The following is a 25,547-nucleotide window of genomic DNA, read 5'->3' on the forward strand; positions in this document are numbered from 1 at the left end:
CAATGATGTTTAATCTCGTAAAAAAGCCCAGCAATGCTGGGCCTAGATTACTTTTATTAACTCAGCATATTAGAAACGCATTGTTACACCAAGTTTATAACGTGCTTCACCTTCAAAGCTCCACACTGGGAAGTCATTGAGTAGATCAGGGTTTGGTAATGATGTTGATGCATCATTATTACCAAGCTGAATACTGTCTTCCTCTGTTAAGTTAATACCTTCGAAAGTAACATCTAAGTAGTCAGTTACAGAGTACGTTGCACTGAAATCTAGCTGTCCGTAGGCTTGATGCTCACGGTTACCATACCAACCTGGTGCTTCACGAATAATAAACTCTGAACGCCAGTTATATGCTAAACGTGCAGAAAAATCATCATTTTCATAAAAACCAACTACGTTGTAGCTATTTTTCGATGAATCAGAAAATACACCAACACGGTCCGGGTAGTTCTCTGCTGGAGCCTCAGCATCTGAATAGGTATAGTTAAATGAATAACCAAAGCCATTATCAAACGAATCTTGAATTTGGAACTCAATACCTTCAATTGAACCACCTGTGCCGTTGGTAGAAGAGCTCACAGTCCAACAGTCATATTGCTGCGCGCCACATGGTGGTTCGCCTGCATCTGGGTTAGTTGTATAAACTGGGATATCAATACCAATTTGTTGATTCGTTTGTTGTTGTGTAGAGATAAACGAACTTACTTCTTTAGTAAAGTAAGTGACGCTTAACATTGCATCGTCATCAAAATACCATTCAACACCGATATCAGCTTGGAATGCTTTAAACGGGCTTAAACCAACGTTACCAGTATTTAAAACTTCATTTAAAGGGCGATTATCTGTATAGCCAGCTAGATTACGCGTTGCAAATAAGTCAGCGTAATTAGGACGAGAAATAACTTGTGCTGCCGAGGTACGTAAAATGACGTTGTCAGCTAAGTCCATAACGACGTTTAAGCTTGGTAAGAACTCACTGTAATCTGCTTTATCTGTAGATAAGGTAGAATCGTAAACACCTTCATCGCTTAAGTCATAGTAATCTGACGAAATATCAGTTGAGATGTAACGCACACCTAAATTACCGCGAATACCACCTGCGTCAAAATCAGCCATCGCATAGATTGCTAAATTTTCTTCTTCAATGGTGCCATAAGCTTGTGGGCGTGCAGTATAACCTTCAGTCATTGCTAATGAATCAGCAATCATTAAATCCATATCAGGTTCAGGTATAACAAAGCCACCGCCCGCAGTCACTGTACCAGGGTAGTATGCAGATGCATTTCGCACAGGCACTAAATCTGGGTTTACAATAGCAGCATTACCATCTTGAACAACTTTATGATCGGCATATCTTAAACCAGTTTTAATAGCAGTAACCACACCAAGATCAAGTGGAATTTCGAAATCTAAGTTTAAGTAGCTTTCTTCATCTGAATCAGGATTATATTCAGGCGCCCATGTTTGCGGACTGATGGTATCAGGTAAAATGCTCGCATCGTAAGATTGGTTTGCTAAATTAAATTTAGTCACATCACCAGTCATATCCATAGAGCCATTTAGATCACTATTGTTATTAGTAAACATACCATAGTTTGCAGTTGTTACGTCACTGTCAGCACTGGTTTTACCTACGCGACCTTTAAATGTGAATGACTCTGCATCATATTGCCAGTCAAAATCAACCGTATCAGACTTCATGCTTGCTTTACGCGCCCATGTTTGGAAAAAAGCAGTGCCATTTCCGTCAATTGTGCGAGAGACACAATTACCTGAAGCATTAGTTTGCTCACATGAGCCGTCGCCTGGGAAGATAATTATTTGCGAGTTAGCATTATTTGCATCTAGCTCTAAGCTAGTGTAAGTCAGGCCTAATACAAGCGAATCTGATGGCTGGTATTGCATGGCAACATTATAAGCTGTACGTTCACGTGCTTGTTGGAATGTTGTTGGTGCCATACCGCCACTCCAACCACCTGATGATTCAATACCGTTACGTTGGTAATCTACTTCTGATAAAGAACCCGCCGCTAAGATACCAAATGTTTCATTATTATTTTTCCAGCTGTATAAGCCAGAAAGTTCAGGATCTGTCTCTTCAGAAACTGTACCATAATCAGCTTTTACACTTGCAAATACAGTGTTTGCATCTAAATCTAGAGGTTTACGTGTTTTAACAATAACAGTGCCACCAATACCACCTTCAACTAGATTAGCCTGTGACGACTTATAAACTTCTAAGCCGCCGACTAATTCTGAAGGTAATAATGAGTAGTTAAAACTGCGGTCTACGGCTTGTTGGTCAAACCAACTTGTTGACGCAACTGTATGACCATCAAGCAATGTACGTGTAAGTTGTGCTGAAGCACCACGTATCGATACTTGCTGACCCTGTCCAAATTGACGAGATACACTTACACCAGAAATACGACCAAGAGATTCACCTACATCGCCATCAGGAAACTTACCAACATCTTCCGCTGTTACAACATCAACAACAGCATTAGAAAAACGTTTTCCGTTTAAGTTTTCTTTATTTGAAGCGCGTATACCGCGTACTTCAATGACTTCAACATCATCTTGAACTTTAACTTCATCGGCTGCGAATGCAGCACCAGTAAAGCCAGCTCCCACAACTAAGCCGATATTTACTGCTAATAAGCTTTTTTTAAAATTTTTAGCTAACACAGGATTCCCCTCGAATCATTTTATTGGTTTTGTTTATCATTTTGCCTAACCGCCATGACAGCGCTGTCATAGTAGTAACAAACCATACATGCTAAATTACATTTTTGCTACATTTTTCCGCGCTTTTTGTATGAATTTTAACTAATACATAATTAAGTCATTGATTTTATGGTGATTTATTATTTTATAAAAAAGTAGAGTTCGTCCGATGCTTACTCTTCATACCAAGCATGTAAATAATGGCGTTTTTTATACTTAATGTATTTAGAGTAGTCGACTTTGCGGATAGCTGAAGCGATTAACATGCTATATTACTCAATTGTACCTGAAGATTAACTAATTGTTTTAATTTACAAATAAAGCTTTAGTTAATGACTTTTGGGAGGTGTAATAGGATTTAAAAGGTACTTAGCTTAAGGGAAATGTTTAAACTTCAAATGTTTACAGCACTTTGTTATTAATTGATTAATGACAAAAACATGTCGCAATAAAAAAGGCCAGTAGCAAAAGCAACTGACCTTTCATTAAACCATCAATACAACATGGTTTTAAAGCACCTAGTTTAGACTAAATTAAGGTGCCCAATACACTTCAATGTTGATCTCAGGGTGATTTAGAACTGCACGTAACGGCATATCATTAACATTACCACCCGCTAAAGCTTGCTTATACACAGCCAGCTTTTCATCGCCACTAATAAGTAATTTAACTACTTTAGACTGTGAAATTGCATTTAGCGATAAGCTCATTCGTTCGGTAATACTACCTGTTACATCACTCTCAATTGCGTTTATGGCACACACAAGTTGGTTTGAATCTAAGCCGTTTTCCAACCCTTGAGCATGTGGAAATAACGAAGCAGTATGTCCATCTGGACCCATACCTAAAATAGTAACATCAAACGGGCGTTTTAATGCTTGAAACTGCGTTTCACATTCATCAACACCTTGCTCTGCAGTGGATGCTGCATTTTTCATGCTAATAAAATTAGCCGCTGCACCATGGTTTTGTAGCAAAGTACGCTTAATGAATGCTTCATTACTTTTTTCATGACTTACCTCAACCCAGCGTTCGTCAACCATAGCAACATCAACATGAGCCCAGTTTAAATCAAGGGTAGATAAATGTTTATAAGCCGGCTCAGGTGAAGACCCCCCTGAAACCATTAATACTGCGCGGCCATCAGCCTCAATACCATCACGTAATGCTTGTTCTAATGACTGAGATAATTCCTCAGTTAAAGCGGCTTTATCGTCAAAAAATTTCTCTACTATCGTTGCCATTATTTATGCCTTATCACCGGTGTTAAACCAAACATGATTATTTTCTGCTAATAATTCATCGGCGTCTTCAGGCCCCCAACTACCCGCTCGGTACAATGAAGGTTTACCCTTTTCTTGCCAACGTTCAATTATTGGATCAATCCACTTCCACGCTTGACGAACTTCGTCGCGGTGAATGAATAATGAAGGATTATTAGCCGCTGCATCAAGCATTAAACGCTTGTAAGCATCTGAATGGAAACCATTACTATACGCTTGTGACAATTCAATATTCATCGTTACAGGTTCAAGTTGCATATCTAAGTTATCAAGACGCTTTGACATCAGCGTTAATTGAATACTCTCTTGAGGCTGTAAACGAATAACCAAACGATTTGGTTCAATATTGCCTACGCTGTCTTCATACACGTTATGCGATACTTTTTTATATTCAACCACAATTTCAGCGCAGCGCTTCGCCATTCGTTTGCCGGTGCGCAGATAAAAAGGCACGCCTGCCCAGCGCCAGTTATCAATATGCGCACGAATAGCCACGAAAGTTTCGGTTTTACTCGCTCCCTCGTTTAGCTCCTCAAGGTAACCTGGAACTATTTTACCGTTTAAATCACCGGGTACGTATTGACCACGAATAATATGGTTATCTACATCTGTACCCTCAAGTGGACGTAAAGCTTCTAATACTTTTAATTTTTCGTTACGAATGCTGTTAGCATTTAACTTATGTGGTGACTCCATAGCCACTAAACAAAGTAATTGTAACAAGTGGTTTTGCACCATGTCACGTAAGGCACCGGCTTTGTCATAAAAACCTGCACGGCTTTCTAGCCCTACCGTTTCTGACAAGCTAATTTGAATATTATCAATCGATTTAGCATCCCACATGTTCTCAAATAATGAATTTGAAAAACGCAGTGCCATTAAGTTTTGCACCGTTTCTTTACCTAAATAGTGGTCAATACGGAAAATTTGTTCTTCGTTAAAGTACTGTGCAATTTTCGCATTAATCACTTCTGCTGACTCACCGCAGTAACCAATTGGTTTTTCTACTACAACACGCGAGTTGGCGGTAATTAGTTTTTTCGTTGATAATATTTCACAACAGGTGCCATAAACAGCAGGTGGGAGAGATAAGTAAAATACTCGTGATTTATCGTTGTCATCTTCATCTAGAATTTTTTTCAGTACATCCCAGTTATCATCCGCTTCGGTGACATTGCTCACTACGGGTACTAAAAAGTCTGAGAACGATTTCCAATCTTTTGCGTTATATTCGCCTTCGCTTAAAAATTCTTGTAACGCTTTGTGTGCAGTATCGATGTATTCATCGCATTTACTTTGTTCGCGCACGGTAGGCAAAATACGTGAGCCTTGCGGTAAGTTACCTTCTTGATATGCTCGATACATTGCAGGAAGTAATTTGCGTAACGCAAGATCACCACCGCCCCCAAAAATTATAATATCAAAAGGATTAAGCATAGTTACTCTCTACGTTTATGCTACCTGCCACTACCGTATTGGTAATCAGTTATAGCGGTTTATTATCTGGATAATGTAGGCCTCAGCACAAAGCCTACTAATTGTTGTGCGTTATATGCGCCATAAAAAATGGGTCTAGGGACACTGTAATTCCTCTCACAAAAATACAGGCCCTAGGACTCCAGCGCTACCCGTTCAAAGGTATTTGGTTACTTATTGTGTAATAAGTGAATATGTTACTGCGTACGGTATTGTTTGTAGTACGCCATTAAGCCTTGTGTTGAACTGTCATGCTCATTAACCACGTTATCATCGGTTAATTCAGCTTCAATTTTAGATGCTAAGCCTTTACCAAGTTCTACGCCCCACTGATCAAATGAGCATATTTGTAAAATAATACCGTGACAAAAAATCTTGTGCTCATACAGTGCAATTAATCGACCGACCGCTTTTGCATCAATCGTGTCTAATAATATAGACGTTGTTGGGCGGTTTCCTTGGTGAATTTTATGCTTTAGCAGCATTTCAATTTGTGCAGGCGTTTTGCCTTTGGCTGTTAAATCAGCCGTTATCTGCTGTGCATCGACCCCGTTCATTAGTGCTTCGGTTTGTGCAAAAAAGTTCGATAATAAAATATCGTGATGCTTATCTACGTTAACCTGAGGCTTTACAGAGCCAATAAAGTCAGCGGGAACAATGACATTACCTTGGTGCAAACATTGATAAAACGCATGCTGACCGTTTATCCCTGTCATACCCCAAATGATTGGCACGGTAGTGTATGGCACTGTCTGTCCATCAAAGGTTACATGTTTACCATTACTTTCCATTTCACCTTGTTGCAAATATGCTGGCAACATATGCAGGGCTTGGTCGTATGGCAAAATAGCTTGCGAATCAAACCCTAAAAAGCTGGTATTCCAAACACTGAGTAGCGCCATAATTAAAGGAATATTCTGTTCTAGCGGCGCCGATTTAAAGTGCTCATCAACTTCAAACGCTCCCTCTAAAATGGCCTCAAATGCTTCAAACCCAGCATAAAGTGCAATAGGTAAACCAATGGCACTCCAAAGTGAAAAACGACCGCCAACCCAATCCCACATTGTAAATACGTTTTCGTCACTAATACCAAATGCAGCAGTTTTTTCTAAATTAGTGCTTACTGCAACAAAATGCTTTGCTATAGCGCTGTCATCCTTTGCACTGTCTAAAAACCAATCAACCGCTGTTTTTGAGTTAGTCATGGTTTCTGAGGTAGTAAATGTCTTTGACGAAATTACAAATAACGTGGTTTCAGGATCTACTTTATCTAATACTGACGCAATTTGTACGCCATCTGCGTTTGAAACATAGTGAACGTTTAATGGCTTATCAACCACTGCTTTAAGTGCTTCAGTTGCCGTTTGCGGCCCTAAGTTTGAACCACCAACACCAATGCTAACCACATCTTTTACCGCTTTTCCGGTGTAACCTAGCCATTGACCACTTCGCACTTTTTCAACAAAGGTCTTAATTTTGGCAAGTTCGCTATCGACCGCTTCTGTAATATTTTCGCCGTCAACAATAAGCGGTGTATGAGCGCGATTTCTAAGCGCAGTATGTAAAACCGCACGGTCTTCGGTGATATTAATTTTTTCACCGGTAAACATTTTCTCACGCCATGCTTCAATATCGCATTCTTTCGCTAATGAAATTAATTGACCAAATACGTTTTCATCTATGCGTTGTTTTGAGTAATCAAACAACACACCTGGAATTTGAGTAGAGAATTGAGAAAAACGAGAATCGTCTTGTGCAAATAAAGTTTTCAGATGTGTTTGTGTCATCTTTTGTGCACTATTTTCTAGTGCTTGCCAACTTACTAACTCAGAACGGCTCGCCATGTAAACATCCCCTAATTAATTAATCTATTGATTTTAAGCATTTTATTTTATTTTTTACGACACTGAACAAGCGATTTTTGTAAAAAGCAAAGCCCAACATTATAGCTTAAATGGTCTAAATTGCGTTATTTTTATAAGCTTTGATGCAGATAATAGCGCAATTTTTTGCTTTTGACACCGGTATCATAAAATTAAAAATTGAATTTAACAACTGTTCACCCCCTCTGCACAATGAACATTTTATTAATCTTCGATTAAAGCAGGCAAAAAAAAGACCGACACATGTCGGCCTTTTTCTTTTATTAAACTATTAGCTGGTCAATGCTAAACCACCCGATAAGTTAAAAACGCGGTTATAACCAAGTTCAATTAGGTTTGCCGCCGCAATTTTTGAACGATTTCCACTGCGACACACCAATATGTATTGATTGTTTTTATCTAGTTGCCCTTGGGTTAGTGCATTGGCCATTCGGCTTAGAGGAATATTTAAAGTTTTAGCCTCAGGCACATTAAGCAATCCACTGATATTGTTAGCGCCATGCTCATAAGGCTCTCGGGTATCAATTAAATATACACTGTTATGTGAGAGCATTTCCTTCGCTTGATTAAAACTAAGCTGCGAAGTTTCGACTTTAGGCTTTGCATTAACATAACCACAAAGCGAATTTGCTAATGTGTGTTGTTGTGAGTCTGCTTGTTGTTTTTGCATGGCAAATTCAGTATCGCTGATATCACCTTCAATAAGCGCTTTTAATAAAGGTGTTTGCTGCTTTTGCACAGCCCAATTCATGGCGAAACACTGTTGATAATCATGCCCAGAGCACACCACGCTTTGCGGATTAAGCTCTGTAGTTAACTTAGTCAAAGAGTGTGCCATCTGCATCGCATCTCCCCCATCAAGTACTGTATTACCAAGCCCCGCAGGTAAAATTAAATCACCACAAAAACAGTACTGTACATCGCCGTTATTAGCCTTTAATAAATAACTCACGCTATCTTGGCTGTGCCCAGGCGTCGCTAGCTTTTCAAGTACTTGTTCGGTTAGTTGCAATTGTTCACAATTAACAGGCCAGCCTAATTGATCAACTTCACCAGCAACTAAATTTGTTTTGAGTGCGCTGCGCATTAAATCAAGAGCGCAGTGACGATCTTGATGCTCATGCGTGTTTAAAATAGCAGTAATAGTTAAATTTTGTGTATTCACTATTTTTTCAAATCGAGGGATCAACTCAATGATAGGGTCAATAATAATTGCCTGTTGATCGTCAGCTACATACAACCAACTGCAAGCACCTTGGTGTCTAAATTGGGTAAGCCCCAAGGCACATACTTCTTGTGCTACTAAGCTACTATCAGAAATAACCAAACAATTTGCTTGTAACACTGTTTTAAGTGCGCGAATTTGTTCACATGCATAATTTATTTGCGCCATAGTGGCAGCAGGCCCAAACGATAAACGAATCGCATTTTCACTTTGCCACTGTGACACTCCCATCGCATCAAGCACAAAACTTTGGGTTGCGCCCGTGCTACAGGCTGAGCCACCGCTGACTCTAATACCTGCAGCGTCAAATAAATCAATAACTTCTTTACTGGTTAAATCATTAACTGCAAAGTTTAGTGTTGTGGGCACTGAGCAGGCAAAATCATGATTAAAGGTAATACTTCCAAAGGTGTCAACTAAAGCGATATGCAGTTTATCGCGATACAAATTAAGTACATCTGCTGATTTAAAAGTATCGTCTTGTTTATCAAGCAGCAAACTAAACAGCTTATTAAGCCCTGCAATACCGGGCAGGTTTTCTGTACCTGAGCGCATGCCACTTTCTTGGCCACCACCAGCTATAAATGGCGTATATGGGCTACCTTTACGAATATACAATAAGCCGATGCCTTTAGGTGCATAGAGCTTATGTCCTGAAAATGGCGCATAATCAATCGTGGTTTCGCTTAGGTTGAGTTGTTGTTTACCCAGTGCCTGCACACAGTCAACCATCCAAGTCACATCGCTATTTCGACTGCGGATCACCTTTTCTATAGCACTTAAATCTTGGTATACACCGGTTTCATTATTAACAGCCATAGTACAAATCATCAGGGCGTTATCAATGTGCTGAGCAATAAAGTCTAAATCTAAAATACCGTCTCGGTTAACCGGAATAGCAATAATTTCAGCATTAATTTCAAGCACGGCATTCCAATGTTTTAATGTATTAGGCACCGCTTTATGCTCAGTTGCTCCATACAATAAAACCGGTTTAGATTTTGTGTGCTGTTTGGCATTAATTAAGGTTGATACGATAGCAGTTTGAATACCTTCGGTCGCACCTGAGGTAAATAATATATCGCCCTGCTGCGCACCAATCACGCTGCGCGCTTTTTGCCTCGTTTGTTCTAATAAGTGTTTGGCTTGAATACCGGTTATATGGGGACTTGAGGGATTACCAAAACAAATTTGCATCGCATGGCACACCACCTCTGCAATACATGGCAATACAGGTGTGGTCGCATTTGCATCAAGATAAACTTGGTTGTTGGGTTCATCTGGCAATAAAAACTCTGACATTAAAAACGCACCTTATTGCTAAAAAATATATCTTATTCCCAATAGTACATAGTTTTAAAAGGAATGAATAATAATCTTTAGTAATTAAAGTGCGTTTACTATACTTTTTAGTTACCGAGCTCTTCTGCGAGTTCTTCATGTGTGGATGACCACGCCTTAATAAGCGCTTTTACTAATGATGCTAATGGAATAGCAAAAAACACCCCCCAAAAGCCCCACAGCCCACCAAAAAATAGTACGGCGACAATAATAAACACCGGGTTTAAATCAACCGCTTCAGAGAACAATAAAGGGACTAACACATTGCCATCAAGCGCTTGAATAATGCCGTAAATAATTAAAATGGTCCAAAACTGGGTTTCTAAACCAAACTGAAACAGCGCCACCGCCGCCACAGGTATAGTCACCAGCGCAGCACCAACAAATGGAATAAGCACCGAAAAGCCAACTAACACACCTAACAGCGCCGCATAACGTAAATCCAATACCGTAAAGGCAATAAAAGACACCGAGCCAATAATTAAAATTTCGAATACTTTACCCCGAATATAATTCATTATTTGCTGATTCATTTCATGCCACACTTGCAAAATTAAGCGTCGTTGGCGCGGGATCAGTTTAGCAATGCTGGCACTGAGCTCTACTTTGTCTTTCAGCATAAAAAACACCAGTAGCGGTACTAAAATAAGATAAATTAACCACGCAACAGCATCTTTTAATGAATTGAGCGATGCCGACAGCACCACTTGGCCAAATTCAAGCACTTTGGTCTCTACCGTTACCACAATAGACTGTACTTGCTCTGCGCTAATTAGGCTGGGATATTTAGCTGGAAGGTCGAGTAAAAACGATTTACCTTGCTCAACCATATGCGGTGTTTCTTGCACTAAGTTACTACTTTGCTGCCAAAGCACCGGGCCAATAACTAATATTAAGGTGAGCATAATACCAATAAATATCAGCATGACTATGCTAGTGGCAGTAAAACGCTTTAAGCCAAATCGCTCCAAGTGAACTACAGGCCAATCTAACAAATAAGCAATGATCAGCGCCACTAACACAGGCACAATTAATGGGCCAAAAAAGTACAACATGGCAACCAGTGCCAATAATAAAAAAAGTAAAGTTACTGAATTAGGATCAGAAAACTTTTTTTCATACCATGCTTTTACATATTCAAACACGCAACGGCTCCACTAATAACAACGCTTGTTGTTTATTTAACTTGTAATAATACATTTTTTTTTGCAAATATCGTTCAATATCATCTGTATTTTGCTCGCTTGAGATATTAAAGGTAATTGCTTGTTTTAACGATATTGCCTCACGCAGCCCTAATTTAAACTGAATAAATTGCTGAGGGCATTTATAAGCGCGCAAATCTAGCTCTAGCATACTCGTTTCACTACCTGTTCACATTAATAATAAGTCCTATAGCTGGGCTAACTAAGATTAACCGCAGTTAAATTTAACTTTTTCTTAAAACAACCTCTGCAATGGTTTATCCTTATAGCATAGTTAGCTAAAAGGATACGTTAATGCCTAATTCGCATAATAAAGCGCAATTGCCTAGCAATCCAACTCTCAAAGAAATTAATTGGTTTAAAAAACAAATTAATTGGGGGGAGCTGCCGCATTTTTATCATTTAGTAGCTTCGTCGGTAAGTGAATGTGAAAGTATTTTAGATCACGGCTTTGATAATGCCATTAAGCGTATCATCGATAAACGCAATTGGAATCTAGAGGCGCTGGGTATCGACCCAAACGAGCTTTTTGAGAAAGAAAGTAATAACAAGCCACGAATTTCGTTGCATCAAGTATTTACCGAGCGCGGTTTTGAACTACAAGCGTTCCCTTTTTCCCATGATACTACCATCGATAGATACGCTCGACATGATGAGTCAATGGAATTTATATTATGGGATCCATTGACCATGAAAACCGTTATTCGCATTAATCAATTACACAAATTTATTGGTTTTTACTTAGACCAAGGCGATGAAGCAGACAAGGCACTTATTTTACATTCACATAAAGTAGTTCATAAAATTATTGCTTTTTTACAAACTCAATTGAACATTGTTAAGGTTGATGGGGTCACAATAAAGTCGTTTTACCAACTATGTGAAAAGGACAGCCGTTTATACACCGATGATCCAACTAGTGCCTCTGATAAAAAATAAACAAGGAATATAATGCAGCTAAAATCAGCCTTTATCACTTTATGCAGTGCAGTGCTTACATTTAGCCTGCTAATGAGTGAGCCGTTAAAGGCACAAACCAAACTTCAACTGCCCGACTTAGGCACGTCTGCGCTGCAGGCTTTACCATTGGAGAAAGAAAAGGCAATTGGTGAAGTGATGATGATGCAGATCAGAGGTTCTTCGCCATTAATTAACGATCCGGTGCTTGATGAATACCTAACAACCTTAGGCCGAAAGTTGGTTGCGAACGCCAATGATGTACGCTTTGGCTTTTCTTTTTTTTGGTTAAATAACCCTGAAATTAATGCTTTTGCATTTTATGGCGGTCATGTAGGTGTGCATACAGGCTTAATTGCTCAAGCCGATAACGAAAGTCAATTTGCTTCAGTGCTTGGTCACGAAATTGCGCACGTAACACAACGCCACTTAGCAAGGCGTATTCAGCAACAACAAGACAATAGCGGTCTAACCATTGCCGGTATGATAGCCGGTATTTTAGCGGCCGTTGTAGCCCCAGATGCAGGTATGGCGATTATTTCAGCCAGCCAAACCCAGTCGGCATTTAGCCAACTCACCCATAGCCGCTCTGCGGAACAAGAAGCCGATAGAATTGGTATGCAAACCCTTAACAATGCGGGGTTTGACGCCCGAGCTTCCAGTGAATTTTTAACTAAGCTTGCAGCGCAAATTCGCTATAAATATAAACCCCCGGCATTTCTACTGACTCACCCGCTGCCAGAAAGCCGCGTGTCGGATGTACGCTTGCGCGCCGAGCAATATCCAAAACGCCAAGTAGGCTCTAGTCTGGATTTTAATTTAGCTAAAAGCCGTGTACTGGCACGTTACGATAACAAGCCAGAAAATGCAGAGGCCCTATTTAGAAAGTTAATGCGCGAAAATACTTATAACAACGTAGCGTTACAATATGGATTAGCTATCAGCTTAATCGATCAAAAGAAAACGGAGGAAGCGCAGCCTATCTTGGACGAGCTATTAGCTAGCGATCCTAAAAACTTATTTTATATTGATACAAAAACAGATTTACTCATTGCACAAAAAAAAGCAGCTAAAGCAGTTAGTTATTTAAGTGAATTAAATAACTATCGGCCAAACAACCAAGTGATCACTTTAAATTATGCAAATGCCGCGTTGGAAGCTGAGCAATATGAGTTAGCCGAAAATGTATTAAAATCGTTTTTATTGGAGAAGCCAGATCATAGTTTGGGTAAGCAGCTTTTGACCGACGCCTATAAAAAACAAGAAAAATTAGCCGCATATCACGAAGCTAACGCCGATGTGTTATCGCAATATGGCGCATATTTAAAAGCAGCTGACGAAATACAAAAAGCACTTAATTTTGTTGAGCCAAATGAAAATGTAAAACAACAACGTTTAAAAGCGTTACTCACACAATATCGGTTATTGCAAAAAGAGCTAGCAAGGCTTTAAGTCTTTAGTGAGTTCACCTAAAATAGCCGCAATTTATACTTTGGATGTACTTTTTATGTCAGTTACTATTTATCACAATCCGCGTTGTTCAAAATCGCGCGAAACCCTTAACCTATTACAAAGTAAAAACATCGAACCGAGTGTTGTTGAATACTTAAAAACACCGCTTTCTCATGAGCAAATTAGTACCTTAGTTTCTCAACTGGGGTTTAATTCGGCCCGAGATTTAATGCGCACCAAAGAAGAACAATATAAAGCACTGAATTTAAAAGATGAAAATAGCGAGTCGGTGCTTATTGACGCTATGGTCGAAAACCCAAAACTAATTGAGCGCCCAATTGTAGTAAATAACAATAAAGCAGCACTAGGTCGCCCGCCTGAAAACGTATTAAGCGTTCTATAATGAGCACAACCATCGTGGTGCTGTACCACTCAAGCCATGGCTCGGTAGAAGCCATGGCGCATGAAATAGCAGAATCAATAGAACAACAAGGCGCAACCGCCTTGCTGCGTACGTTTGTAGCTAAAAACCCGCATGACATTGTGATCAGTAAAGACGATTTAGTTGCCTGTGATGGGCTTGCGTTTGGTACGCCAACCCGCTTTGGCATGATGGCCGCACAAGCAAAGACATTCTGGGAAACCACCAGCGATCTTTGGCTTAAAGGTCAACTTATCGATAAACCTGCTTGTGTGTTCTCATCATCGAGTAGTATGCATGGGGGCAATGAAGCAACCCTACTAAACTTGTCACTGCCGTTATTGCATCACGGGATGATGTTAATGGGGGTGCCTTACGATGTACCAGAACTTCTTGGTACCGAAACTGGAGGCACACCTTACGGCGCTTCCCACGTTGCTGGCAGCAGTAACAGCTCTACCCTAAGTAAAGATGAAATTAAAATATGTCAAAGCGTAGGCAAACGCTTGACTCAAGTAGCGAGTAAACTTAAATGACCCAAAATAGCGAGTCTGCTAAAAAGCCAGTGACCGTAAAATTTCAGCGCCTAGCCCTATTTGGTTATTTTGGCCTGCTTATTTTAATGCCACTATGGATGTTTGTGTTAGCACCGAGAGAGGGTCACAGTGACGCCTTTCTATTTTTAGTCTATGTGCTACCGCTATTATTACCTTTAAAAGGCATACTACAAGATAAAACCTACACCTATGCATGGGCTAACTTCATTGTTATGTTTTATTTTATCCATGGTTTTACATTGCTATGGGTTGCTCAAGATGAGTTAGTATGGGTATTGCTAGAGTTACTATTTGCCTCATCTATGTTTATTGGCTGTACTTACTATGCACGCCATAGAGGACAAGAGCTTGGACTTAAAATTCGTAAGCTTAAAGATGAACTTGCTGAAGAAAAAGCAGCGCATGAACACGATAAAAACAACTCATAGCTATCAGCTCAGAACATAAAAAACGCGCTTTATTAGCGCGTTTTTTTTATAATTAAGTAAGTGGTTAAACTAACTCACTTAAAGCTGCTAGTCCCACTATACACGCTAAACCTAGCTGGGATACAAGGCTAAAAACCGACATCATTCTTAATAAAAACAACCCCCAAGGGTGCTTTACGTGCGGATACAACGAACAGCGCTTTAAATTTGTAGCAAAGAAAAAACACACCACCGCCGTCATGGTCATAAAAAGAGTGAGCTCACTTTTTATAGTGATATTTTCATCAAAAAAGAAAAACAACTGTAGCGGTAACAATAAAGCCACAACCGCATGTAATACATGCACTTTTTTAATTCGATCTAACTGCCCTTCTGGCGATAATTCTTTAATACCAAAATCACGTTCAAGGCATTTAACTAAGTTACTGGCTTTGATGCTTACAGCTAAACGGTAACAACTTAATCCGTCGTTATTACGCGCTCTAAAATCATACCCTGCTTTAAGCAGTAAAATCATTAACGATTCATTTTTACTCATCACCGCGTAATGCAGCGCTGTATTACCTTTAATGTCTACGGCTTTTTTATCTTGGTATTGCAGGAGCATTTCTACTACATTTACATAGCCTTTTTCTGCAGCCCACATAAATGCTGTTTTGTTATCTTCATCGGTCAAGGTACCCGTAGCACCTTGTTCAATAAAGCGCATAGCCATGGTTTGCTTAGCTTTTTTCTTGTTTAAATGGGCGAGTAAGGCATTTTCTAACAACACAATAGAATCAACATCAGGCGAAACCTGAGTTAATAAAGTAAAGTAATCTTTGCCTGCAGCTACCTTTTCGCTAGTAAGCTCTGCTAAATATTCAATGTCTGCAATCGACTGAGGAATATGCGCACTTAAACGCTCTCTAAAGTCGACCTCTTGCCAAATAGATAACGTATCTGCAGCTGACAGCTTAGCACCCTGTTCAAGCGCATGTTCTATCAAAGTAAAAAAACGTTTACTAAAAAACAGACTGATTAATGAAAGCGGCGTTTCGATATTATTTTGTGCCGATACACTTGCATATTTTTCAAGTCGCTGACACAACATTAAGACAATATTTTCTATACTGTAATCATTGGCAAAATAATGCTCTTTAAGTGCAGCAATATAGACTTGTGCATCTTCATCATATTCACAGATATGCTGAAAATAACATTCTTCGAACGGCTCTAGGGGGGTTAACCAGGTTAAATAATAAATTGGGGGCAAAACCGTAGTACAAACACCATCATCTTCTTCAGTAGAGCGACAGGCAGGCCAAGCTTCTAAAGCATCTAAAATGAAGGCACCGTTTTGTTCAACCAGCCCTTTGACCAATAACGGGTATTCCTTTGGCCAAATTAGTACGTTTTCCATTAAAACAACACAACTCCAGTGTAGCTCGGGTGAGTGGTCAGTTATAACAGTTTTTAGCTGACACCACGCTTAATCAAAGAAGTCGATATTCTAACACAGCTTGGTAGTCAAGCTAGCGTAAACTCATGCAATATAGACCAAAATACAAAAGCAGCTAACGACATGCGCCATCAGCTGCTTTTACGGTTGGAGCTTTTAATTGCAAAGGAACTAACTTTGCTGCAGTTCTGCTGTGACTTGGTCTAATCCCACATCAGAAATTCGTTGAATGATCTCTTTTTGCTTAGCACTGAGTAACGAAATTCCCTCAGCAACAATATCGTATACTTTCCATTGCTGATCATTCCCCAAACGCAGTTTAAAGTGCAGATCTATGGTGGGTTTATTAGTTTCAATAATTTGCGTTTTAACAGTGGCAAATTTAGAGTCGCTTGCAGCGGCGTCTTGCTCAAATATTACATCTTGCCCTGTATACTTCATTAGTGCACTCGCATAAGTACCCGTTAAGTAATGCTCCACCGCACCAATAAACGCAACGCCCTGCTCGCGGTTGATACCTTTAATATGTTTACCTAATAATTTAAACGACACAAACTTAATATCAATATGTGGCATCAAACGCTGCTCAACAATTAAAGACATCGCTTCTTTGCTGGCATTACCTTGCGCATTTACCTGCCCAATATCGTTAAATAATGATTCGGCTACAGTTTGCAATAATTGTTTAGGTGACGGCTGAGTTTGTGCATACAAAGCACTACTGAAAAAAACAGCAACAACCACTAAAAGCTTTATAAGTTTCATAATAAATGGATAGTTTAAATAATTAAGTTTAGCGTAATTTACGCAAATAACAGGCAACAAAAAAGGCATAAATAAGCACCTTATTAATGCCAAATTAGCACCAATATAATTAGTTAAATAAATTCAATTAGTTAAAGAGTTCAGTTAACAAGCCATCTACAAGCGGATTTTTGTCCTCATTGAAAACAGTAATTCACCGCCCTTATCATTTAATTACTAATTTAATTTCCCCCGTAGTTGGCCATTATGAAAACCTCATATAATATGATTTCTATTATTGTTTTTTGTTTATTTTTACTGACAACTCATGCAGCCTATGCATCACCAAACCATGGCTACGCTGTAGACTTATTAAAAGGCGAAGGCAATGTAACTGGAGTAAAGCTTGCGTATCAGTATCATCCAGAGGGTGCGCAAAACTTTGTGGGTGATGCCCGCTTTTACCTTGAAAGCAGCATTAACCTGTGGCATTACCGCCATGATCAACAGTCACAATCAAACCTGGTGTTAGCTGTTTCGCCAGTAGTGCAGTTCCCAGCATTTAGCCTATACAACACGCCATTTTATGTAGAGGCTGGTATTGGCTTTTCCTTACTTGATGAACGCTATTTTGCCGATAAAAACCTAAGTACTCACTACCAGTTTGAAGACAGAATAGGTCTAGTGGCGGATTTTGGTGAAACCAATGTAGCGCTGCGAATTATTCACTATTCAAACGCCGGATTTAAATCTCCCAACCCAGGGATTAACTTTTTAACCTTGTCGGTGGCACAACGTTTCTAATTGCTTATTTACAGCTCTAGAGAGCATTGCAGCTTTTATTTAATGTGGTCATAATAACCGCTTAATAAAATATAAGAGCATCGTAATGCAAATTTGGCAAATCGTACTCGTTATCTCGATTGTACTGGCTATTGTTATCGGCAATTTAGTACTGCTGCGCTTAAGTGCAAAAAGCGAGTTTAAACCCTCAGTATCAATTTCATCAACGCAAGACAAAGAAACAAAAAAGCCCTGAATATTCAGGGCTTTTTCAACTAATCAGTCACTCTAGCCAACTAACCAGTGCGCCATTAAGGCAATAACTGGCAAGGTTACTAAAGTTCTGAGAATAAAAATAACAAATAACTCAAAAATATTAACCGGTATTTTACTACCTAATAAAAGTGCGCCCACTTCAGACATATAAATAAGTTGCGTTACACTCATTGCCGCAATAATAAAACGTGTTACATCGCTTTCAATTGAGCCTGCGGCTAAAATAGACGGAATAAACATATCTGCAAATCCCACCATAATCGTTTGCGCCGCCATTTCAGCTTCAGGTATTTGTAGTAATTCTAAAAATGGAATAAACGGCATACCTAAATATTGAAATATCGGCGTGTACTCAGCAATAATTAAAGCAAATGTACCCACAGCCATTACCACAGGTAATACTGCAAACACCATATCGAATGCGTTGTGTAAGCCCTCTTCAATTGTGCCTTTTAAGCCTGGTGCTTTTTCTGCTTTAGTTAATGCAACATCAAGTGAATGCTTAAATAATGTTTTGCCTTCAGGAACCAATTCAGCGTTTCCATCGGGCTCTTCACCATCAATAAGCACGTCCTTTTTAAAACGCAGTGGTGGTAAACGCGGAACAATTATTGCGGCCACTACACCGGCTAAACACACGGTTAGGTAGAAAGGTGCAAATAAGTATTCAAGCTTTACTTGGCCAATAACAACTAAACAAAAGGTAATTGATACAGCAGAGAAAGTGGTACCAATAATCGCAGCTTCACGTTGAGTATAATATTTATCTTCATACTGACGCGCAGTCATTAAAATACCTACGCTACCATCACCTAACCATGAAGCAACACAATTAACTGCACTGCGCCCTGGCACCCCAAACAATGGACGCATTACTTTAGTAAGTAAGGTACCCACCAGCTCAAGTAAACCAAAATTAAGTAATAACGGCAGTAATAAGCCCGCTAAAATAAACACCGAAAACAACACCGGTAATAAATCTTTTAATACTAACAAGCCAGTATTTTCTGAGGTAATAGCATGCGGTCCAACTTGAAAATAAGTTAAAAGCACAAACGCCATACCAAACAACCGTGTTACTAACCAAATCCAACTCACATTAAACAAATGATTTAATAAGCGAAATTTGGTTAAGCTTTTCGGTTTAAAGACACTAAACACCAGCGACATAACGCCAGTAATACAAATAATGGTAGCTATTAGCCCTAGCGCTATTTCACTGAATGAGGCTTGAATTGCCTTGGCCATTACCGCGATAGGAATCGTCATTATTTCACCAGACGGTACTGGCGTCATAAACAAAAACACACCGATTAAAGAAGGAATTAAAAAAACCAACCAAACTTTCAAATCATAACTTTTTTGAACGGGTGCTGGGCGTGATGAATCTAACTGAGACATATTTTCAACCTGTAAAAACCACAAAAAGAGCTAAGTGCTCTTTTTGTGGTAAATATTTATAATTATTAAATTTTAATACCGCGCTTAATTAACGCCGCTTCTAATGCTTGTTGCAAACCATTCATGGTACCTGGTTCAAGCGTTTCGCCTTTGTCATCCATCCACGTTAGACTGGTGCCACCTTGCTTGGTTTTGCTAACCAAAATTTGGTATTGACCTTCATCAATTGGAAGCTCTGTTGGTTCATCGCCCCAAATTGAATCCCACACACTGCTTTCTACTTTCGCATAATCTGCTGTAATTAAACCTGTCTCTTGGTTTATTTCAACAATAGTAAAAGATAAGCGCTCTAAGAATCCAGAAAAGCGATCGAATACCGTATCGTAAGCCTGCTCAGTAACAAGTGCTGCATTACCTTTGTTGTCAAACCCAAGTTCTAATGAAATTATTCCTTGGCGCTTACGCATATCAACTTCAAGTTGACGATAGCGATAATCAAATTCACTCACCACTTGATTAAGGGCGCGCACTTCTAGCTGTTGTTTTAATAAATCAGTCAGAGGTTTATCACCTTTGAAATCAATAAGCTCAGCCGTTAATGATGCTGTGCGTTGATGCTCTTTTTCTTCAATAGTAAATTTAAAACGTTCTAAATCAACACTTTCATCATCGCCCCATAACCAGCTTTCTTCTGGCTTAACAATGGCGTACCAATCTGTTTCCAGTGTTCCTTGCATTTTGTTTTGTCGTGTCGCGCTAATGTTGTTATCAGCAAGCACTGCTTGAATCGAGTCCCAAATGAATACATCTAAATCGTCAATGCCATCATTTTTATCAAAATAAATACGTGCTTGTTTATCTGCTTCCTCAACCCAACTGCCTTTAGCAATAGTTAACACTTGCGCCGGCGGGCGATAGTTTGTTGCCTCCGGATTATTATCATATTGACCCACATCCATCTTATAAACAGGATCTTGAGCGGGTTGTGATAACGAAGCAGGTGTTTTAACCGGCTCATGAGCGCGGTAATTACGCTCATTATGGGCATCACTCGTAAATACACTACACCCTGACAAACTTACCAATACACTTACTGCTAGTGCTTTTGGGATCCAATACTGCACAGATAATTCTCCTTAGCATACCCTTAATTGTTTTAACAAATATATGAGTGGGTAATACCGATTTGGTTCAGTGTAAAATCAATATTAACTTTACATTTATAATTTGCTTATCTAACTGCATTAAGCCAACAAGATGACCGACAGACTAGGCTACAAATAGACACATTTTTGCTATGGTACTTTCACAAGCTTGTAAAAACAAGAAACACTGCACTATTAACCGTCTAAAATTAACCGTCACTGTAGTTTAACGCGGGTTTTGTGTTAAACTTTGCCGCCGTGCAACGCTACGTGTTTATTTTTTGTTGCCAAGTCGGTTGTTATCATCCAAGTAACTTAGGTACTTTAAAACCCATGACTGCATTTTCAAATCATCAAATTGTTTTAACCGCAATTGGCGAAGATAGATCGGGCATCGTTAGTGAGCTTACGCAACTCGTCAGTGATTGCCACTGTAATATAATAGATAGTCGTATTGCTATTTTAGGCAACGAACTTACTTTTATTATGCTACTTAGCGGTGATATGTCAGCCATTAGCCGTATTGAGCATACACTCCCTACCAAAGGTATGGAACTTGGCCTACTTACTATGATGAAACGCACTTCAAGCCATAATCAAAGCGAGTTTTGTGCAGGCTACACCCTAGAATACACTGGTATAGACACCCCTGGCACCTTGAGTAAAGTAACACGCTTTTTTGCAGATAATAATATTAATATTTGCTCATTAAAGTCAGATACCTACGAAGAAGAAACTGAACTTAAAATGCGCTGTGAACTTGAATTTAATATTCCCGTTGACGTTGACATTGACCAATTTAAAATTAGTTTTGAAAACCTTTCGCACGTTTTAAACGTAGATTACATCTTTCGACGTATTCGCTAAGGAGTTTAGCATGAACAAAATTACCCCATTACAAAGTGGCGACACAGCACCGGCTTTTAGCTTACAAAACCAAAATGACGAAACTGTTGTGCTCAGTGAGTTATTAAAAGAAAAACAAGTACTGGTATACTTTTACCCTAAAGCATCAACGCCTGGCTGTACCGTACAAGCCGAAAACCTGCGTGATCAACAAGCCGAGCTTGCTAAATTTAACACCCATGTAGTTGGCATAAGCCCAGACCCAATTAAGCGCCTTAAAAACTTTGAAACTAAAAAAGAGCTTAACTTTGACTTACTTTCTGACGAAGATCATGCCATTGCTGAGGCATTTGGGGTGTGGGGCTACAAAAAATTTATGGGCAAAGAATATGATGGTATTCACCGCCTTACTTTCTTAGTAGGCCAAGACGGTAAAATTAAACACTTGTTTGATAAATTTAAAACCAAAGATCATCACCAAGTGGTGTTGGACTATTTAGCCGCTGAATAAAGGCTAAAGGCTAAAGGCTAAAGGCTAAAGGCTAAAGGCTAAACAAGATAAAAAAAAGCGTTGCTCAAGGGCAACGCTTTTTTGTATTTGCTTATTTATAATTTAGCTAATAACGGTGATTGTGGAATACCTACTCGAGGAAGTAGAGCCGGTGTTACCGCAAAGGCTGCTGGTAAACGTCCTTTTAATTCAGCCATTTTTGTTTGATTATTTTGCTGATCAAAAATGTAGTATTTTAAAACATCACCATAAGCACTTCCCTCTAAGCTAGCTTGTTGCAGTGTGTCTAATGCTTTATCGTAATCTGCGCTATAAATATAAGCTAATGCTAAGTTCCCAGCAGAACCTTCGTGTAAGTTACCGTCAAGCTCTCTAGTCAACCCCTCTAATTCAGCTATAGCCAGTTCATAACGACCTAGTTGTATGTAGGCATTAGCAAGCGAGTTTTTCGTAAAATATGGCGGGTTGCTTCCTGCTGGATACCATGTTTCGTAAGCACTTAAGATATCTTCATATTGTTCAAGTTTAGAAAAAACATGAACGAGTAAAGTATAACTTTCTAATTTAATTTTTCCCTCTTCAAAACCTGATAGCACATCTCTATTTGCATACCATTTTTGAATATTTTTTGCCGTTTGTATTAGTTGTGTTGGTTGATCACTTTTTGCATCACCAGCTACCTCTAAAAGTTGCGCTAACTGTTGGTTATACTGATTACTAGCTGCGGGCTGTTTTTGCGCACTATGTTGTTCATTCTTTGGATTTTCATCAACAATTTGTGCTGCTGCCAACGCGCTAAAAGACAGTGCAGCCAAAGCCATTACCATATGTTTACTTTTCATTGTTTTTTCCTTGTTTAACATTTTAATCCTTTGAATATTAAAACTCTTTGAGTGTTCAATATTCAAAAGAGGGGGAGTGAAAAAGTTATATTTAGATTTTTTTTCATGCTCAGAGAGTAACAAACTGGCTAAATCTAACTGATACTTACCTTTGAGTTTACGCATACATTTTTCGTCACAACTAAGCTCTAACTGCTCTTTTGCCAAACGCGCTAGTTTTGAGCATATTGGGTTCCACCAAAAAACACTTTCTATAAAGCAAATTAGCCATGTCCAATAAATATCACCTTGTTGTAAGTGCGTTAATTCGTGCTCAATAACAGAGTTTAATTCTTTTCGATTTTCCATCTCAGGAGTAAGCCAAACAACCGGATTGACTAATCCTGTTGCAAAAGCAGGCCCTCCAATTGAGGTGAATCTTATTGGGTATATACAGTTTGCTCGTTTTGAAGTGCTATATAAGCTTGAGTTAGCTTTTAAGTTTTTGACTAACTTTACATACATAGCAACACGCAATGTAAACAAGCCAATTCCACTAAACAGCAATACACTAAAAATATGGTTTAATGATGGTAACCAACTCACTGGTACAATAATGCTACTTTCTGATGTTATGACCTGCGCACTGGTAGGGGCTATTAACGTATTTAAAAAACTAAACTCAGCAACATTAACAGTATATTGCGATGTACTTTCAAATAATGGCAATTGAGAAAAGTATTGCCAAGGAACAAACCAGGCTATTAAAGCCAGCATTATTACGTAAAAATTTAATCTAGAAGGGGCACTTTTCATCCCTAAAGATGCAAGCAAACAACACACACTAATAATTGTGCAAGTTACAAAATAATCCATCATAACCTTTTCCTTTAATCTTGCTTTTTATTTTTCAGTAGCGATTGTAGGTACTCAATATCCTCGTCATTCAGCTTTTCTTCTTTAATAAAATGGGCAATTAAGCTGCGAGAGTTACCTTTAAAAAAACGCTGCATAAAGCTAGGCATTGCTTGTGCTGAAAATGCGCTTTGAGTGATCACTGATTTAAATACGATCGCTCTCCCCTCGTTCCCACAGCGTACTATCGCCTCTTTTTGCTCCAACCTATCGACAATTGTTTTCACCGTTGTGTAAGCTACTTGCTTATCTTTTTTTGTATCAGCAAGTAGCGCTTTATGTAATTGGCTAGCCGTGCATGGCTCGTGTTGCCAAAGCAACTGCATAATATCTAATTCAAATTCACTGAGTTTCATTTTAACCTCCATTACTACATCTGTAGTTATTAACTGTTACAAATGTAGTAATAAGCGTTCAGTGTGTCAATATAAAAATTAAAATAATTTATAGAAGAAGGCAGCAATAAAAAATAATATCGGTATTGTGTAATAGGATTGCTTTTTATAGTTCAATAAATAAAAAGCTTAGTTAATGTGTGTATAGGCATTTCAATATGTTAATTTAAAGCCACCGCCTTATTTTTCAAATATTGTAAAAACACCTATCTAGTACTTTTAAATATCAATATACCTGCCTTTAGTAAATAAAAATAAAGGTGACTAGTGTATGTATTTATTTAAAAGCCAGGCATCTATTGCTTACTTTGTGAAAAATTTACTTAATATTTTTTCACTACAGTTCTGGCTAATTATCTTAAGTACTGACTTTCTTTTCTATTGTTGCCAATAAAGCGGTTCACCGAAAACATCAGCAAAGTAATCAATAAGCGCCCTAACATTTAAAGGGGCATAGCGTGTGTGTGGATAAATAGCCGCTATTTGCTGAGGCTCTGTTTTAATTGCTGCATCATAATTAGGTAACACCTTTACTAAAGTACCCGCCTTTAAATGCTCACCAATAAGCCAATCAGGAAACAGCACTAAACCCATGCCTTTTAATGCACAAGTTAATAATGTGTCCGCATTATTTGAGGTAAGTAATGGTGCAACAGGGTAATGAACCCATGATCTATTTTTAGCTTTAAACAGCCAACGATTTGCACCTGAAGAACCTTTATAAATTAAACATTGATGATTTTTAAGTGCAGATGGATTAGTAATTTTAGGGTTGTTTTTCAAATACGCTGGTGAGGCTGCTAAATGATACACTTGTGTACCAAATACGCGCGCATGTAACGAAGAATCGGTTAACGCACCGATACGAAATATAACATCGGTGGCATCACGATGCGGGTCAATAAAGTCATCAGTAAGTGTTAACTCTATTTGTAAGTTTGGATAGCGAATACTTAACTCAGGCAACCAAGGAGCAATGTGCCTTTGGCCAAAAAATACAGGCGCATTAATTCTAATTAACCCGGTTGGTTCGAGCGTTCTGTCTTGCAGCTCTTTTCTCGCGTCATTCATTTGCTCGGTGATTGTTTGTGCATAATCTAAAAACAACCGACCCGCTTCTGTTGGCACAACAGCACGGGTATTTCGATAAAAAAGCTGCTGCCCTAGTGCATCTTCTAATTGTTGAATAGTGCGTGAAATATTTGACGCAGACACCCCCTCCCGCCTAGCCACCTCTGAAAAACTATGGGTATTAAAAACACCGATAAACGTAACGAGTGTTTTAATGCTCACTGTATTTATGTCATTCATTTG

The 25,547-nt window shown here is 38.9% G+C and carries 23 protein-coding genes; 9 read left to right on the top strand and 14 right to left on the bottom strand.

Features of this window, described 5'->3' with window-relative positions; all coding sequences use genetic code 11:
- Positions 1–69 precede the first annotated feature (69 nt).
- From ACNSN3_RS08780 to ACNSN3_RS08810, 7 genes are all read right to left on the bottom strand, one after another.
- The gene (locus ACNSN3_RS08780; protein WP_054201152.1) at positions 70–2,688 is read right to left on the bottom strand and encodes a TonB-dependent receptor; all 2,619 of its coding nucleotides are present in this window, start codon (positions 2,686–2,688) and stop codon (positions 70–72) included.
- Between the two features lie 572 nt (positions 2,689–3,260).
- Positions 3,261–3,971 carry a 6-phosphogluconolactonase gene (pgl, locus tag ACNSN3_RS08785; protein ID WP_418607066.1) on the bottom strand — a complete coding sequence of 237 codons (711 nt, stop codon included), beginning with the start codon at positions 3,969–3,971 and terminating at the stop codon, positions 3,261–3,263.
- Between the two features lie 3 nt (positions 3,972–3,974).
- Positions 3,975–5,447 (bottom strand): glucose-6-phosphate dehydrogenase, encoded by a 1,473-nt coding sequence (zwf, locus tag ACNSN3_RS08790; RefSeq protein ID WP_008113010.1) that lies wholly within the window; start codon positions 5,445–5,447, stop codon positions 3,975–3,977.
- Positions 5,448–5,683: 236 nt separating this feature from the next.
- Positions 5,684–7,330, bottom strand: coding sequence for a glucose-6-phosphate isomerase (gene pgi, locus ACNSN3_RS08795; RefSeq protein WP_075169038.1), 1,647 nt, complete (start codon positions 7,328–7,330; stop codon positions 5,684–5,686).
- A 310-nt stretch (positions 7,331–7,640) separates the two neighbouring features.
- Entirely contained in the window at positions 7,641–9,896 is a 2,256-nt protein-coding gene (locus ACNSN3_RS08800) for an aminotransferase class V-fold PLP-dependent enzyme (protein WP_418607069.1), read from the bottom strand.
- Between the two features lie 107 nt (positions 9,897–10,003).
- Positions 10,004–11,080: an AI-2E family transporter gene (locus tag ACNSN3_RS08805; protein WP_008113005.1), complete on the bottom strand. Its 1,077-nt coding sequence runs from the start codon at positions 11,078–11,080 to the stop codon at positions 10,004–10,006.
- Positions 11,073–11,291: a hypothetical protein gene (locus ACNSN3_RS08810; protein WP_008113003.1), complete on the bottom strand. Its 219-nt coding sequence runs from the start codon at positions 11,289–11,291 to the stop codon at positions 11,073–11,075. The genes ACNSN3_RS08805 and ACNSN3_RS08810 overlap by 8 nt, the downstream gene beginning before the upstream one ends.
- Before the next feature lie 143 nt (positions 11,292–11,434).
- Between ACNSN3_RS08810 and ACNSN3_RS08815 the strand changes: the two genes are divergently transcribed.
- Genes ACNSN3_RS08815 through ACNSN3_RS08835 form a run of 5 tightly spaced genes read left to right on the top strand, consistent with a single transcriptional unit; the run spans position 11,435 to position 14,955 of the window.
- A complete protein-coding gene (locus ACNSN3_RS08815; RefSeq protein ID WP_008113002.1) occupies positions 11,435–12,079 on the top strand; it encodes a hypothetical protein in 645 nt (214 codons plus the stop codon).
- Positions 12,080–12,091: 12 nt separating this feature from the next.
- Positions 12,092–13,549, top strand: a complete 1,458-nt coding sequence (locus tag ACNSN3_RS08820) for a M48 family metalloprotease (protein WP_418607072.1) — start codon at positions 12,092–12,094, stop codon at positions 13,547–13,549.
- Between the two features lie 55 nt (positions 13,550–13,604).
- Positions 13,605–13,952: an arsenate reductase (glutaredoxin) gene (arsC, locus tag ACNSN3_RS08825; RefSeq protein ID WP_036932810.1), complete on the top strand. Its 348-nt coding sequence runs from the start codon at positions 13,605–13,607 to the stop codon at positions 13,950–13,952.
- Positions 13,952–14,506 carry an NAD(P)H:quinone oxidoreductase gene (gene wrbA, locus ACNSN3_RS08830; protein ID WP_008112996.1) on the top strand — a complete coding sequence of 185 codons (555 nt, stop codon included), beginning with the start codon at positions 13,952–13,954 and terminating at the stop codon, positions 14,504–14,506. Before arsC ends, wrbA begins: the two co-directional genes overlap by 1 nt.
- Positions 14,503–14,955 (top strand): DUF2069 domain-containing protein, encoded by a 453-nt coding sequence (locus tag ACNSN3_RS08835; protein WP_008464564.1) that lies wholly within the window; start codon positions 14,503–14,505, stop codon positions 14,953–14,955. Before wrbA ends, ACNSN3_RS08835 begins: the two co-directional genes overlap by 4 nt.
- Before the next feature lie 64 nt (positions 14,956–15,019).
- On the opposite strand, the gene ACNSN3_RS08840 is transcribed toward ACNSN3_RS08835, so the two are convergent.
- Both ACNSN3_RS08840 and ACNSN3_RS08845 read right to left on the bottom strand, forming a co-directional pair.
- The gene (locus ACNSN3_RS08840; RefSeq protein WP_109874464.1) at positions 15,020–16,357 is read right to left on the bottom strand and encodes an ankyrin repeat domain-containing protein; all 1,338 of its coding nucleotides are present in this window, start codon (positions 16,355–16,357) and stop codon (positions 15,020–15,022) included.
- Positions 16,358–16,567: 210 nt separating this feature from the next.
- Positions 16,568–17,161 (bottom strand): MlaC/ttg2D family ABC transporter substrate-binding protein, encoded by a 594-nt coding sequence (locus tag ACNSN3_RS08845; RefSeq protein WP_036932808.1) that lies wholly within the window; start codon positions 17,159–17,161, stop codon positions 16,568–16,570.
- 246 nt (positions 17,162–17,407) lie between these two features.
- Here ACNSN3_RS08845 and ACNSN3_RS08850 point away from each other — a divergent pair, with 246 nt between their 5' ends.
- Together ACNSN3_RS08850 and ACNSN3_RS08855 are read left to right on the top strand one after the other, a co-directional pair.
- Positions 17,408–17,944 carry an acyloxyacyl hydrolase gene (locus ACNSN3_RS08850; RefSeq protein ID WP_010388480.1) on the top strand — a complete coding sequence of 179 codons (537 nt, stop codon included), beginning with the start codon at positions 17,408–17,410 and terminating at the stop codon, positions 17,942–17,944.
- Positions 17,945–18,029: 85 nt separating this feature from the next.
- Entirely contained in the window at positions 18,030–18,179 is a 150-nt protein-coding gene (locus ACNSN3_RS08855) for a DUF2897 family protein (protein WP_109874463.1), read from the top strand.
- A 32-nt stretch (positions 18,180–18,211) separates the two neighbouring features.
- On the opposite strand, the gene ACNSN3_RS08860 is transcribed toward ACNSN3_RS08855, so the two are convergent.
- Together ACNSN3_RS08860 and bamC are read right to left on the bottom strand one after the other, a co-directional pair.
- Entirely contained in the window at positions 18,212–19,600 is a 1,389-nt protein-coding gene (locus ACNSN3_RS08860; protein WP_418607074.1) for a YjiH family protein, read from the bottom strand.
- 65 nt (positions 19,601–19,665) lie between these two features.
- A complete protein-coding gene (gene bamC, locus ACNSN3_RS08865; RefSeq protein WP_418607075.1) occupies positions 19,666–20,724 on the bottom strand; it encodes an outer membrane protein assembly factor BamC in 1,059 nt (352 codons plus the stop codon).
- 354 nt (positions 20,725–21,078) lie between these two features.
- Between bamC and ACNSN3_RS08870 the strand changes: the two genes are divergently transcribed.
- Entirely contained in the window at positions 21,079–21,612 is a 534-nt protein-coding gene (locus tag ACNSN3_RS08870) for a glycine cleavage system protein R (RefSeq protein WP_008464556.1), read from the top strand.
- 10 nt (positions 21,613–21,622) lie between these two features.
- Complete coding sequence (bcp, locus tag ACNSN3_RS08875) at positions 21,623–22,102, top strand: thioredoxin-dependent thiol peroxidase (RefSeq protein WP_024601114.1); 480 nt, start codon at positions 21,623–21,625, stop codon at positions 22,100–22,102.
- A gap of 95 nt (positions 22,103–22,197) precedes the next feature.
- Here bcp and ACNSN3_RS08880 read toward each other — a convergent pair whose 3' ends face one another.
- The 3 genes from ACNSN3_RS08880 to ACNSN3_RS08890 all read right to left on the bottom strand — a co-directional run bounded on the left by ACNSN3_RS08880 (position 22,198) and on the right by ACNSN3_RS08890 (position 25,544).
- Positions 22,198–23,802: a M56 family metallopeptidase gene (locus ACNSN3_RS08880; RefSeq protein WP_418607077.1), complete on the bottom strand. Its 1,605-nt coding sequence runs from the start codon at positions 23,800–23,802 to the stop codon at positions 22,198–22,200.
- Positions 23,803–23,813: 11 nt separating this feature from the next.
- Complete coding sequence (locus tag ACNSN3_RS08885) at positions 23,814–24,194, bottom strand: BlaI/MecI/CopY family transcriptional regulator (RefSeq protein ID WP_036982191.1); 381 nt, start codon at positions 24,192–24,194, stop codon at positions 23,814–23,816.
- 417 nt (positions 24,195–24,611) lie between these two features.
- A complete protein-coding gene (locus ACNSN3_RS08890) occupies positions 24,612–25,544 on the bottom strand; it encodes a LysR family transcriptional regulator (RefSeq protein WP_054201160.1) in 933 nt (310 codons plus the stop codon).
- Positions 25,545–25,547: the final 3 nt, after the last annotated feature.

This window comes from Pseudoalteromonas sp. US3C1004, assembly GCF_048401065.1.
GTDB classification, from domain to species: Bacteria; Pseudomonadota; Gammaproteobacteria; order Enterobacterales; family Alteromonadaceae; genus Pseudoalteromonas; species Pseudoalteromonas undina.

What these genes read in the sequence shown, in the direction of transcription:
- ACNSN3_RS08845 (WP_036932808.1), bottom strand. Translation starts at nt 17,161, where the DNA reads ATGAAACTTATAAAGCTTTTAGTGGTTGTTGCTGTTTTTTTCAGTAGT.
- ACNSN3_RS08850 (WP_010388480.1), top strand. Translation starts at nt 17,408, where the DNA reads ATGAAAACCTCATATAATATGATTTCTATTATTGTTTTTTGTTTATTT.
- ACNSN3_RS08815 (WP_008113002.1), top strand. Translation starts at nt 11,435, where the DNA reads ATGCCTAATTCGCATAATAAAGCGCAATTGCCTAGCAATCCAACTCTC.
- arsC (WP_036932810.1), top strand. Translation starts at nt 13,605, where the DNA reads ATGTCAGTTACTATTTATCACAATCCGCGTTGTTCAAAATCGCGCGAA.
- pgi (WP_075169038.1), bottom strand. Translation starts at nt 7,330, where the DNA reads ATGGCGAGCCGTTCTGAGTTAGTAAGTTGGCAAGCACTAGAAAATAGT.
- ACNSN3_RS08890 (WP_054201160.1), bottom strand. Translation starts at nt 25,544, where the DNA reads ATGAATGACATAAATACAGTGAGCATTAAAACACTCGTTACGTTTATC.
- zwf (WP_008113010.1), bottom strand. Translation starts at nt 5,447, where the DNA reads ATGCTTAATCCTTTTGATATTATAATTTTTGGGGGCGGTGGTGATCTT.
- ACNSN3_RS08840 (WP_109874464.1), bottom strand. Translation starts at nt 16,357, where the DNA reads ATGGAAAACGTACTAATTTGGCCAAAGGAATACCCGTTATTGGTCAAA.
- ACNSN3_RS08885 (WP_036982191.1), bottom strand. Translation starts at nt 24,194, where the DNA reads ATGAAACTCAGTGAATTTGAATTAGATATTATGCAGTTGCTTTGGCAA.
- wrbA (WP_008112996.1), top strand. Translation starts at nt 13,952, where the DNA reads ATGAGCACAACCATCGTGGTGCTGTACCACTCAAGCCATGGCTCGGTA.
- ACNSN3_RS08810 (WP_008113003.1), bottom strand. Translation starts at nt 11,291, where the DNA reads ATGCTAGAGCTAGATTTGCGCGCTTATAAATGCCCTCAGCAATTTATT.
- ACNSN3_RS08800 (WP_418607069.1), bottom strand. Translation starts at nt 9,896, where the DNA reads ATGTCAGAGTTTTTATTGCCAGATGAACCCAACAACCAAGTTTATCTT.
- ACNSN3_RS08880 (WP_418607077.1), bottom strand. Translation starts at nt 23,802, where the DNA reads ATGATGGATTATTTTGTAACTTGCACAATTATTAGTGTGTGTTGTTTG.
- ACNSN3_RS08870 (WP_008464556.1), top strand. Translation starts at nt 21,079, where the DNA reads ATGACTGCATTTTCAAATCATCAAATTGTTTTAACCGCAATTGGCGAA.
- bcp (WP_024601114.1), top strand. Translation starts at nt 21,623, where the DNA reads ATGAACAAAATTACCCCATTACAAAGTGGCGACACAGCACCGGCTTTT.
- pgl (WP_418607066.1), bottom strand. Translation starts at nt 3,971, where the DNA reads ATGGCAACGATAGTAGAGAAATTTTTTGACGATAAAGCCGCTTTAACT.
- ACNSN3_RS08820 (WP_418607072.1), top strand. Translation starts at nt 12,092, where the DNA reads ATGCAGCTAAAATCAGCCTTTATCACTTTATGCAGTGCAGTGCTTACA.
- ACNSN3_RS08860 (WP_418607074.1), bottom strand. Translation starts at nt 19,600, where the DNA reads ATGTCTCAGTTAGATTCATCACGCCCAGCACCCGTTCAAAAAAGTTAT.
- ACNSN3_RS08835 (WP_008464564.1), top strand. Translation starts at nt 14,503, where the DNA reads ATGACCCAAAATAGCGAGTCTGCTAAAAAGCCAGTGACCGTAAAATTT.
- ACNSN3_RS08855 (WP_109874463.1), top strand. Translation starts at nt 18,030, where the DNA reads ATGCAAATTTGGCAAATCGTACTCGTTATCTCGATTGTACTGGCTATT.